The organism is Neptuniibacter marinus, assembly GCF_965223595.1.
GTDB lineage: Bacteria > Pseudomonadota > Gammaproteobacteria > Pseudomonadales > Balneatricaceae > Neptuniibacter > Neptuniibacter marinus.
On sequence record NZ_OZ245004.1, the window covers coordinates 2,701,590 to 2,714,070 of the forward strand.

Here is a 12,481-nt window from a genome sequence, read left to right on the forward strand (position 1 = left end):
AAAGGTATATTTTCAATAAAACAATGATTCGTCTAAACACCCCTAAATAGCTAGCATTATCCGACAATTTCAAACAAAGCATTCAAATAACCTATCCGCCTTTACTTCTTGCTTATCGAAAACAATAAAACTGCTAAGATAAAGCTATCTTTGATCTTCACCCTCTGAGTTAAAATGGACAAATAATGCAACAAGATACGGCACAGCTAAAAGCCGCAAATAAAGTCACCATCATCGGAGCGTTAATCGATACGCTCTTAGGTCTACTAAAAATAGGCGTTGGCCTTGTCTCGCACTCATCCGCCTTAATCGCTGATGGCATCCATTCTTTATCAGATCTATTTACTGATCTTATCGTCATCGTAATTTTAAGAATCTCTCATAAAGGACCAGACGAAAACCACCCTTGGGGGCATGGATATTTTGAAACGGTTGGTACTGCACTCTTAGGCAGTATTTTGATTGCCGTCGCAGGTGCTATGGCATACGACAGTACTCTCAATTTACTAAGTAATGAAACCTTACCTATTCCCGAATGGCCCGCATTAGCCGCTGCTTTACTCTCCATTATTTTAAAAGAGTGGATCTATCAATATACAGTTAGAATTGGCCGTAAAATAGGATCTGATCTCCTGATTGCGAATGCTTGGCATAGTCGAACAGATGCAATTTCATCCGTTGTAGTTTTTATTGGTGTTGCTGGGGCAATGTCAGGCATCACTTGGCTCGACTCTGTAGCTGCTATAGCCGTAGCATTGATGGTTGCTAGAATTGGATGGAGCCTTAGCTGGAAAAGTTTTCAAGAGCTCGTTGGCTCAGCCTTACCTCCAGAGCAGGTAGGTAAATACAAAAGCCAAGTGATGTCAGTTAAAGGAATCATCAGTGTGCATAGTTTTAAAACTCGAGCAATGGGGAATAAAAGCTTGTTAGAGATGCATATTCAAGTCTCCCCTTTCATTAGTGCCTCTGAAGGCCATCTTATTGGCGATGCCGCATGCATGAAGCTATATAAAAACGGGGATATCGCTCATATTATCTACCATATAGATACCTACGATGATGAAGAGCATGAAAAGTTACTTACTGACCAATTACCGCCTATGCGCGACGAGATTGAGCCATGTATCAAACAATACCTGCAATCTCTAGATAAGGAAGTAAACCTTTATCGTCTGTCACTTCATTACTACAAGAATAAAGTAAATCTAGAAATACTCTTATCCACGCCTGAGCATCAACCATTAACCCTACCGGATAATAGTTCAGAACAGATAATTGCAGGTCTTAAAAAATCATTAGCAGAACTAGAGCTTCCGCAAGATTGGCTAGGCCGTATATTTTTAGCTACAGGGTTAGAGCGATGAATCAACAACAGATCCCCGCGCAAGCGCTCCACCAATCAGAAATTGAAGTCAAACATAGTCGTTTCATTACCCATATAGGCCATACACCTAACCTAGAGAGCGCTAAAGCCTTTTTAGATGGAATACGACAAGAACATAACAAAGCGAATCATAACTGCTGGGCACAGATTGCAGGACCTAGATCAGATTTGAACTGCTGGGGAAGTAGCGATGATGGTGAACCTAAAGGCACTGCAGGAAAACCAATGCTCAACGTTCTTAGTCACACAGAGCTTTGTGAGATCAGCATCGTAGTAACACGTTATTTTGGTGGTATTAAGCTCGGTGCTGGCGGGATTGTTAGAGCTTACAGCTTAGCCGTCCAAGAAGCCTTAAAAACATTACCTACATTAGAAAAAGTAGATAAGTTTCGTTTTACTTTAACCCTACCCCACGCTTTAGTCGGTAGTATTGAAACACTACTCATGAAATGCCAAGCAGAAGTACTGTCTCGTAACTGGAATGAAGAGTTACTACTCACCGGCCAAGCAAGCGACCAACAACTGGCCGAATTAAGGCAGCAACTTATTCCCTACCAACACCAAATACATTATCAAGACAAAGAGATGCGTTGGTGAGCTGCTTCTAAGGCATCTATCCGCTTATCAAACAAACACTCATCAGCTAAGCGGTTAAGTATCTGCATTTTAGAAAGCACACTGCGAACCGGCCCATTAATACCAATCATATACACGCTTCGATTAGCCGTTAACGCTTCTACCATAATATTTTCAATCGCCATTGCGGTAGACACATCAATCAAAGGGACTGACGTAAAATCAAACATTAGGGCATCATGGGGCTGACTATTCGTTAATTTCTTTGTCATCCCTTTCACTGAAGCATAGCTTATTGGCCCCTCTAAATGATAAAGCAGGATTTTTCCTCCCGCGCTAACAAGAATCTCTTTTTCCCTTGGGCTTAATTGATCAATATCATCAGGTTGATCTGCAACAACTCGAATGGAATCAATCTGAATATCCGATAGATGCTTAATGGTAATAACATTCGCTATAAAGACACCAACAATCACAGCGCTAACAAGATCAACAAAAACCGTCAGACCGAACACTAAAAGCATCAACACAACAACAAAAATGGGGGCGCGATGAAGCCGCTTCAAAAAATTCCAATCAATGATATCAATACCAACTTTAATTAGAATTCCAGCAAGTACGGCGTGAGGAATATCTTCCGCTAAAGGACCCGCTCCTAGAACGACAAGAAGAAGCGCGATGGCATGAACAGCTCCAGACAGAGGAGTTTTCCCTCCGGCACGAATATTAATAACGGTTCGCATGGTCGCCCCCGCACCAGGTAGCCCACCAAAAAGCCCCGCCATCATATTACCAACACCCTGACCAATCAGTTCGCGATCGGAATCATGCTGCTCTTTAACTATATTATCTGCCACTAATGACGTTAATAAAGAATCAATCGAGCCTAAAGCCGCCAGCATAATTGCAGCCAGCAACATATCTTCAAGAAGTGCAAAATCAATACTTGGAAAGATAAATTCAGGTAAACCCGAAGGGATAGTGCCAATAACAGGCACACTGTTTTCAGGTAACAAAGCGATATAAATTAGTGTGCCTAAGAACAAAGCGATCAACGGCGACGGAATAATTTTAGCGATTGACTTTGGGCATAAAAACACAATTAACAGCGTTAACACACCAAGCAATAGGGCCGAAGCCTGATAAGATAAAATATTCTCTGGTAGCATTTGCAATGATGCAATCACTGATGACTCACCATGATGCCCTAATAGCGGCGCTAATTCTAAGATAATAATGATAACCCCAATACCACTCATAAAACCGGATATCACAGGAAATGGCATTAAGGTAATGTACTTACCCAGCTTAAACAGCCCAAAGAGCACCTGAAAAAAGCCGCTCATTAGAACAACAGTAAAGGCCAAAATAGGCCCCTGCACCGGATCAATAGCACTAAACTGAGTGAAAACCGCCGCCATAACAACAGTCATCGGCCCCGTTGGCCCCGATACTTGAGCCGGAGTTCCACCAAATAAAGACGCAAAGAAACCAACAAAAATGGCGCCGTAAATACCAGCGATAGGCCCTGCACCAGAAGAAACGCCAAAGGCTAGCGCTAGAGGGAGTGCAACAACTGCAGCAGTAATACCCCCAAAAACATCTCCTCGTATATTACGAAAATGAATACCACGAAGCAGCGCCATAAAGAGAATCCCTCCTTATAAAATGACTAATACTCAAAACAGTGTAGCAAGAAACCTTATTTTTATAAGACTCAAGAGATCACCTATACATAGAACCATCGATTCATCAGAGCAATAATTGATCAAACCTATATATTGAACTATGAATATAAATCAAGAAAATAGATATTTCGTTGAAGATTAAGAGACTTCTGCCGATACAGGACATATAGGTTTAAGTGACTGTAATTAAATATTTATTTAATAAACTGTTTATAAATTAAAACGCTTGTTTTAGAGTTACCGGGTAATAAAGAAACGACCTTTCTAAATTGTGTCACTGAAAGCCTGTTTCAAAGCAACATTCGTTCAACTATATCTAAGCGATTGAGGTAGTATGAAATTCGCTGAAAACAATAATCAAGCTGCTGAATATCTTCGTCAGGCCATCCCATTGATGGTCAAGCACAACATCCCCCCCAACCCACTCAATTATGCGTTGTGGTACACCTATGTGAGTGACCGTCTACCAGAATTAAATGTTCAGCTAGACAAAACACTTACAACCTACGGCACTTGCCCTACCATGCTCAGCGAACAACTTTTTCGTGAGCACATGATCAAGGATGAGATCAACGGTGCTGAAGATATTCAAGCAAGTTTAATCAGCTTAATTAACAACCTCTATGAAGATGCTGGCCACACAGCTGAAAAAACAGCCAATTTTAGTACCGTATTAGAAGAGAGCTTAGTCACACTTCAGCAACAAGAGGATGGCGAAGTAAGCCTACCCTTAGATTCAATTATTCATGCGCTATCAACACATACTAAATCTATTGGCGACACTGCACGCCTATTTCAAGAACGAATGCATGCGGCTCAAATAGAGATCCAAGCACTCAAAGAAGAGCTAAATAAAACAAGGCAAGATGCTCGTGTTGATCCGCTGACCAATCTATTCAACCGTCGGGTATTTGACTCTGAACTAGCGCAACTCGTCAGCAACACAAATCACAACCTTATCTCATCATTCATTTTGGTAGATATCGATCACTTCAAGAATTTTAACGATACCTATGGACACCTGATGGGCGATAAAGTCTTGCAATATGTAGGTAAACTTCTAAAAGATGTATGCCCTGAACCTATGCTCCCAGTACGTTATGGTGGTGAAGAGTTTGCCGTCTTGATGCCTGGAGTTGACATAGATTCTGCAAGCGAAATTGCAGAAAAGGTACGCGAGAAAATTCAAGCAATTAGAATTAAACAAAAAAAATCGGGAGAAATCATCAGCTCGATTACGGCATCTTTTGGGGTTTCTCAGTTTAAATCTGGGGAAACCGCTGAACAATTGATAGACCGTACAGATAAAGCGCTTTATAAAGCCAAAGACAGTGGTCGCAACCAAGTAAAATGCGCAAATTAAAGAGACGCTGCCTAAGATCTAATTGCTAAAACCTGCTTGCTGGAACAAGAAAGAAAGTAAGGCCCGAACGCAGTCCGGGCCTGAAATCTTTCCTATTCCCCCACAAAATCCCTACTACCCATACCCCTGCTATGTAACCATTCAAAAGCCTAATTCAGATACTAAAAGCTATTAAATTTTCTGATATAAGTGATTTCCCCAAACCTTATCTAGAACTAACTAAACCTTATAACAAGACTATAAAAAATAGTTTTACGTTATCAATATCTATTTATAAGCCAACAAAATAAAGTATTACGCCTTCACGTCATATATACTTTTGAAGATAAGAATTATCTAAGTAACTCAACAACGAGATTATTTGAATTTACCAAGAGCGCGAAAAAAGAAACTAGGCGATTCCCTACTGGGATAGGCTAATCATAGGCTGAGACATTGAACTGTTTTAAGTGCTCATCCCACAACCAGTACGCTTCTGAGGTTAAATGCACGCCACCACGCCAGAAATCACTTGGGTTGTCCGCTTGCCACTGTTTTTTGCCTTGAAGCGCTTCCGCTCCAGCAACCGTCAGCGAAAAAACCTCCTCACCATTAGCTAGACATTTACTAATATAAGGTAGATCGGCATTCATCAGGCGGTTAAGTTCAGAACGAACAGAAAGGTCTCCCATAAAAGGAGCCGATTCCAACTGTTGCAGATGATTAAAAACCCGCCTAAATGTTGCTGGCCCAGAAAGAATCTCGTAATACCGTTCAGTAGCAGTAACCCCTTCAGGCAGTAAACCCTTCAGTTCCGACTGTTTTAAAGTATATTCCAAGGCAGGTAATTCATCAGGGGCACGCAATAAGGTCAAAAGTAGATAAGTTTGCGTTAAAGTTAAGCCCGTTTCTATAGATGGATATTCAAGACAAAATCGACGTAGTGCTGCTGCCATAAAAGGCCATTCAGCTATTTCGGTTTGCGCAACACGCGCCAAGTTTTCAGGTGATGGGGCAGTAAAAAAACTCCAAATAGTATCAGCCACTATAAGATGGTGCTGTGATAAAGGAACGCGCTGATTAAACAACTCTTCCATCATCTCAAGTGTCAGATTACCTAAGCCATAAAAATAAGGGATCTCAGGATGGCGATCAATACAGATAATTGATACCGGAGGCGTCGCTAATCCAAGATTAAGAAGACGATGACAGATCTCTAGCAGCTGTAGTTGATCGTATAAATCATGCTCAAACCACAATACAACTTCATCATAGATTTCAATATTGTCTAATCGATTTTTCCGAGTAACAAAGTCAGCTGCAATCATCTGTTCAGTGATCTCGCCCGAATACTCTGCGCTCTTAAGTAAACTCATCAAATAAGTGGTACGCGCCTTACTGTATGCTTCATATGGAAGCGCGAGAACCGGACCATCATGTAATAGATCTTTCCAACAAAGTACATCACCCTGTATCCGTTCTGAGCGATTAAGCATATCGCCAGCACAATCACCATTTGTAATATGTAACTTCATCTTTACTCCATTAGCCCATCGTTCTGCTCCAGAACCCATATCATTGGATGGGAACAACACTTACCCTATCAAGCCTCAGGAATGATAGCTAATAGATCGGTGGTTGCTAAATCAACTCCATTTTGACTCAATAATGTGGTCACTTGACCACGATGATGGGTTTGATGATTAAAGAAATGTTGTAGTAGATAGCCAAACCGTTTTTCGAATTTATTCCCATGCATATTATAATAGGCTAGCGGATAAGCGAGATCATAAACTTCTACCTGATCACATAGATCAATAAGTGCCATATCTAACACATAACGTGCGTCCCTTAACTCATTAAAGTCGTGGTACAGTAACGCATCTAAAGTATCTGGGTTTTCTATTAGTTTAACCGCTTCTAAAGCCTTAAAATGGGATGGATGCTCAGCAAACCGTTTCAACCATATAATATCGCCAACCAAAATATGATTAAGTGTGCCTAAAATAGAATGAAAAAAAGCACCCTGATCCGCTGATAGTAAAGATGGCTCCAATTCACTTGCGGCTTCATAAATACTTTCGTTCATCCACTGGTTATAACGAGCCATTAACTCAAAATGATCTTTCAGTGTCATATTTCCTCCTTTATTTTTATCTATTTAAACAAGCAAACATGACAACTTGTAGATTCTTCTCATTGGCTAGGTAAAATAGTTCAGTTACTTTTATCTATAGGTCCTTCTTATGCAGGCATCTCCACTCAAAGTTCTAGTTATTGGATACGTCTGGCCGGAACCTAAATCATCTGCAGCCGGTAGCCATATGTTATCCCTGTTGCGTCTATTTAAACGTCAAGCCTGGCAGGTGATATTTGCCAGCCCTGCACAAGTAACAGATCATATGGTCGACTTAAAAGATGAGGGAATAGATACCTTATCGATTACATTAAATGATAGTCGCTTCGATCAAACCATCCATGAACTACAACCAGATATTGTTATGTTTGACCGCTTTATGATGGAAGAACAGTTTGGGTGGCGAGTCGAAAAAAACTGCCCAAATGCTCTGCGTATTTTAGATACGGAAGATCTGCAGTGTTTACGAAATGCCCGCCATCAAGCAGTAAAACAAGCAAGAGAGATGCAGATAAGTGATCTATACACCGATATTGCAAAACGTGAAATTGCCGCGATCTATCGCTCAGACCTTTCATTAATCATCTCCAGCTATGAGATAGAGCTGCTCCAAAAGCACTTTCAAATGCCCGCTTCACAAATTCATCACCTCCCTTTTATGCTCGATCTTAATCATCTCCCCAAACAGCTTGCCTCCTATGAGGATCGACAACATATGATGATGATCGGCAACTTCCGTCATGCCCCTAACTGGGATTCTGTTCTATATATACAAACCTTGTGGCCAGAGATTAGAAAACGATTAAAAGAGAAAGGGCTACCGAACATAGAACTACATATTTACGGATCCTATCCGCCACCAAAGGCAACTGCACTACACAACCCTAAAAGCGGTTTTCTAATCAAAGGCTGGGCAGATGATGCTTACGACGTGATACAAAAAGCACGCTTATGCTTAGCTCCCCTACGATTTGGTGCTGGCATTAAAGGCAAACTTTTAGACGCAATGGTATGCGAGACACCCTCAATAACAACAGATATTGGCGCGGAAGGTATGGCTCCAAACTATAGTTGGCCAGGCAAAATCGCCAATAATGATGAAGAATTTATCAACGCCTGTGTGACGCTTTATAGTGAACCTGATAATTGGTTGTTGGCTACACAAGCAGCGAGACCAATTTTAACGACTTTATATGATGGTAGTAAAACAGGCCCCGCTCTGATTCAAAAAATCTTAACCTTGCTCGACAATTTACAAACTCACAGACTCCACAATTTCACCGGTTCAATGCTAATGCACCACAGCATGAAGAGTACTCAATACATGTCCCAATGGATTGAGGCTAAAAACAAACAGGTTGAATAAGTAAACATGTATTACTAAACAACAAAGGATTAGCCTTGTCATATAATTTTCATACTTCTACCTTATTCTGCAATATTTTCAGTAATGCGCTTTATTCGGAAAGCGTCAATTAGTGACTAATCAGCATAGGTAATAGGCTATAAATGTTTAAAATTTTGGAGGTATTCTGGCGTTTTCTTCTGCTAGGTTGCACTAGTTTTGGAGGCCCTGCAGCTCACTTGGGGTATTTCCAAAAAACATTTGTCCAAGATCTAAAATGGCTTGAACAGGAAGCTTATGCCCAACTTATCGCCCTAAGCCAATTTTTACCCGGCCCTGGGTCAAGCCAAGTGGGCTTTGCTATCGGATTAAAACGCGCAGGTATAGCAGGAGGCATTGCGGCTTTTCTAGGTTTCACACTCCCCTCTTTTCTCATTATCTATTTTATTGCCACTACTCAATTCGGCGAAGGCAGCAGCGGAGTCAATGGCCTAATCCACAGCTTAAAATTATTGGCCGTTGTTATAGTCGCCGATGCAACACTGAATATGCAACGTAGCTTTTGTAAAGAAAAACGTTCACTTTGTATCGCTATACTTAGTGCAGCCGCCCTGTTAATACTACCTAATATTTGGACACAGATGGCTGTATTGATGGGGGCGGCAGTGTATGGCGTAGTAGAATCCAGAAACCAATCCCATATAGAAAACACTGCTCTAAACATACAGAAAAATTCTACATCTACAGTAAAATCTATACTCGCTAAGCCTCCCTTTATCCTCTTTATTAGCTTGTTCCTAATGTTACCTCCTCTCGCTTATATTTCTGATTGGGCCGCCCTTGCTACATCTTTTTACCAAACGGGTAGTTTAGTTTTTGGTGGCGGACATGTAGTACTTCCTTTGTTACAACAGTCACTAGAACATATTGATAACGACCGTTTTATTGCCGGTTATGCCGCCGCTCAAGCAGTACCGGGGCCGATGTTTACATTAGCTACATTTTTAGGTGCAGAACTGACTCCTAATGCAAGCTTAATAGGAGCCTTAGTCGCAACACTATCTATCTTCCTACCGGGTTTATTGCTGGTATTAAGTCTACAAAATACGTGGGAATCATTAGCTAAACAACCTAGGGTTGCTGGGGCAATCTGGGGCGTTAATGCGGCTGTAGTTGGGCTGCTGCTATCTGCCTTATATCAACCTATTTTCTTAAGCGCAGTACAATCTAATATCGACTTTGCCATCGCGCTTATCGCATTCTTTATATTAAGACAGTTTAAGCCACCTATACTACTATTCGTTTTAAGCTTTATCGGCCTTGGTTTTCTGCTTTAATAATCAATAGTGTTAATAGCATTCGATATAAAAAATACCCTATAAAAATCACAGACAAAAAAAGCCCGCACAAAGCGGGCTAACTCTAAGCTCAAAGGGAAGGAGAGCTTATAAGAAAGTTAAACAGGTTCTCGCATAGTCACAAACTCTTCAGCGGCTGTTGGGTGAATACCTATAGTCGAGTCAAACACCTCTTTAGTGGCACCCGCTTTTAAGGCGATACCTATGCCTTGAATAATCTCACCTGCATCAGGACCAACCATGTGCACGCCAATAACTTTACGTGAATCAGCATCCACCAGCATCTTCATAAAGGTACGCTCTTCACTGCCGCTTAAGGTATGCTTCATCGCTCTAAAACTCGATTTATACACCTCAACATTGCTGTATTTTTCACGCGCCTGTTCTTCGCTCAAGCCCACGGTACCTATATTAGGCTGACAGAAAACAGCGGTTGGAATTAGGTCATAATCAACCTTTCTATTCTCACCCGCATATAGGTTATTAACTAGGGCCATACCTTCAGCCAAAGCTACCGGTGTTAACTGAACACGATCAATCACATCTCCTACTGCATACACAGAAGGAACGTTGGTCTGGAACTCATCATTAACGATGATCGCACCGTTTTTAGCCTGTTTAATGCCTAGCGTTTCTAAACCAAGGTTAGCTACTTTAGGGTTACGGCCTGTTGCGTACATAATAAGATCAGTTTCAATACTAGAACCGTCTGTCATCTGAGCAAGCAAAGAGCCATCCGCCTGCTTCTCTATAGATTCAACATTATTATTAAATACTAGATCTACGCCTTTTTTAGCCACTTCTGTCGCCGCAAACTCACGTACTTCATTATCAAAGCCACGTAAAAACAGATCACCGCGATAAACCAATTTTGTCTCAGTACCAAGGCCTGAAAAAATACCGGCAAATTCGACTGCAATATAACCACCGCCAACGACTAAGGCACGTTTAGGAAACTCATCCAGATAAAAGACTTCGTTAGAGCTAATGATATGTTCTTTGCCTGGAATGTCAGGCACATTTGGCCAACCACCAACCGCAACCAAAATACGCTCAGCACTATACTGCTTATCACCTACAGCCACAGTATGATCATCAACCAATACCGCACGACCATTTATCAGCTCACAGCCAGAATTAACTAAAAGATTCTGGTAGATCCCATTTAGGCGCTCAATCTCTCGAGTTTTATTATCACGTAAAGTGGGCCAATCAAATTCCACGCCTTTATTGGTTAAACCAAATCCCGCAGCTTCAGCAAAGCCTTCTGCATATTGCGAAGCGTAAACAAACAACTTTTTAGGTACACAGCCAACATTGACACAAGTCCCGCCTAAATGACGATCCTCAGCTATAGCTACCTTTACACCCATACCAGCAGCCATACGAGCTGCACGCACACCACCTGAACCGGCACCAATTACAAATAGATCAAAATCATATTCCGCCACAACAGGCTCCTTTACTTGTGTCTTAAAGATGGGTCTATTTTATAAGTATCAATTTACATTGATACTACTATGAGGGCTAATTAAGAAAGTTAAATAGCCTAATTGATTTTCCTAATCACTTTCAGAGTATCTTTCCCCTTAATTGTTCAATAAAATTCATATTCATTTATTTACCGATCAGGACAGCGATCAGATGAAACTAATTTGCTTCAACGTGAATGGCCTTCGCTCACGCCTCCACCAACTACAAGCCGTTATCGACAAATACCAACCAGACATCATCGGCTTACAGGAAACCAAAGTCCATGATGAAGCCTTCCCTATGGCCGATGTTGAAGCGATGGGCTACCACGTCGAAATCCATGGACAAAAGGGCCATTACGGTGTTTGTCTTATCTCCAAAAAGCCACTGACCAATGTACAGAAAGGTTACCTAACAGATACCGAAGATGCGCAAAAGCGCATGATTATGGGTGATTACGAAACAGACAACGGCAATACGGTTCGAGTCATGAACGGTTACTTCCCTCAAGGTGAAAGTGTAGATCACGAAATAAAATTCCCAGCTAAACGTAAATTCTATGCCGACCTACAAAGTCACTTAGAGACCCACTGCTCACCTGAACAAAATATCGTTGTTATGGGTGACCTAAATATCTCTCCTGAAGATAAAGACATCGGTATTGGTGAGCCTAACCGTAAACGTTGGTTAAAAACAGGCAAAGCAAGCTTCCAACCGGAAGAGCGGGAATGGTATGGAAAACTAATAGACTGGGGCTTAACTGATTGCTTCCGTTACCTTAACCCTGATGAAGACCGTGTTTTTAGCTGGTTTGATTACCGCTCAAAGGGATTTGCTGATGATCCTAAACGTGGTCTACGTATTGATGGTATTTTACTAACAGCACCACTGCTAGAGAAATGCCAAGATGCCGGTGTTGATTATGAGATTCGAAGCATGGAAAAACCCTCTGATCACGCCCCTATCTGGGCAGAACTGGATCTATAATTCAAATATAGAAACCTTGCCCTTAAGCGCTTAAGGGCAAGGCTTACTTAAATAGGGTTCCCCTCCACCTGCATCGGCAAAGAACTCAGTATTACCGTTGAATCTGCTAAGGCTTAAAAGAACAGGCCGATAATTCTACTCAATTCTGCTAGAATGGACCGTTCGATCTCCTGAATCTTGAGCAGTTACCT

General features: G+C 41.4%; 10 protein-coding genes. 6 read left to right on the plus strand and 4 right to left on the minus strand.

Going from position 1 to position 12,481, the window contains the following annotated elements; translation table 11 throughout:
* The first annotated feature begins 185 nt into the window (after positions 1-185).
* Positions 186-1,364, plus strand: coding sequence for a cation diffusion facilitator family transporter (locus ACOQOE_RS12785; RefSeq protein ID WP_420554181.1), 1,179 nt, complete (start codon positions 186-188; stop codon positions 1,362-1,364).
* Positions 1,361-1,981, plus strand: coding sequence for a YigZ family protein (locus tag ACOQOE_RS12790; protein WP_067863792.1), 621 nt, complete (start codon positions 1,361-1,363; stop codon positions 1,979-1,981). The genes ACOQOE_RS12785 and ACOQOE_RS12790 overlap by 4 nt, the downstream gene beginning before the upstream one ends.
* Here ACOQOE_RS12790 and ACOQOE_RS12795 read toward each other — a convergent pair.
* On the minus strand, positions 1,957-3,606 hold the full coding sequence (locus ACOQOE_RS12795; protein ID WP_420554182.1) for a SulP family inorganic anion transporter: 1,650 nt from the start codon (positions 3,604-3,606) through the stop codon (positions 1,957-1,959). The genes ACOQOE_RS12790 and ACOQOE_RS12795 overlap by 25 nt on opposite strands.
* A gap of 376 nt (positions 3,607-3,982) precedes the next feature.
* Between ACOQOE_RS12795 and ACOQOE_RS12800 the strand changes: the two genes are divergently transcribed.
* Positions 3,983-5,011 (plus strand): GGDEF domain-containing protein, encoded by a 1,029-nt coding sequence (locus ACOQOE_RS12800; RefSeq protein WP_420554183.1) that lies wholly within the window; start codon positions 3,983-3,985, stop codon positions 5,009-5,011.
* A 416-nt stretch (positions 5,012-5,427) separates the two neighbouring features.
* Here ACOQOE_RS12800 and ACOQOE_RS12805 read toward each other — a convergent pair whose 3' ends face one another.
* Both ACOQOE_RS12805 and ACOQOE_RS12810 read right to left on the minus strand, forming a co-directional pair.
* A complete protein-coding gene (locus ACOQOE_RS12805) occupies positions 5,428-6,525 on the minus strand; it encodes a DUF1835 domain-containing protein (protein WP_420554184.1) in 1,098 nt (365 codons plus the stop codon).
* A 68-nt stretch (positions 6,526-6,593) separates the two neighbouring features.
* Positions 6,594-7,127: a DinB family protein gene (locus ACOQOE_RS12810; protein WP_420554185.1), complete on the minus strand. Its 534-nt coding sequence runs from the start codon at positions 7,125-7,127 to the stop codon at positions 6,594-6,596.
* 109 nt (positions 7,128-7,236) lie between these two features.
* Here ACOQOE_RS12810 and ACOQOE_RS12815 point away from each other — a divergent pair, with 109 nt between their 5' ends.
* Positions 7,237-8,493: a glycosyltransferase gene (locus ACOQOE_RS12815; protein ID WP_067863784.1), complete on the plus strand. Its 1,257-nt coding sequence runs from the start codon at positions 7,237-7,239 to the stop codon at positions 8,491-8,493.
* A 143-nt stretch (positions 8,494-8,636) separates the two neighbouring features.
* Positions 8,637-9,809, plus strand: coding sequence for a chromate efflux transporter (gene chrA, locus ACOQOE_RS12820; RefSeq protein WP_420554186.1), 1,173 nt, complete (start codon positions 8,637-8,639; stop codon positions 9,807-9,809).
* A gap of 119 nt (positions 9,810-9,928) precedes the next feature.
* Here the strand turns inward: chrA and gorA are convergent, their stop codons facing one another.
* Complete coding sequence (gene gorA, locus ACOQOE_RS12825) at positions 9,929-11,281, minus strand: glutathione-disulfide reductase (protein ID WP_067863777.1); 1,353 nt, start codon at positions 11,279-11,281, stop codon at positions 9,929-9,931.
* 193 nt (positions 11,282-11,474) lie between these two features.
* On the opposite strand from gorA, the gene xthA reads away from it, so the two are divergent.
* Complete coding sequence (gene xthA, locus ACOQOE_RS12830) at positions 11,475-12,290, plus strand: exodeoxyribonuclease III (protein WP_067863774.1); 816 nt, start codon at positions 11,475-11,477, stop codon at positions 12,288-12,290.
* Positions 12,291-12,481: the final 191 nt, after the last annotated feature.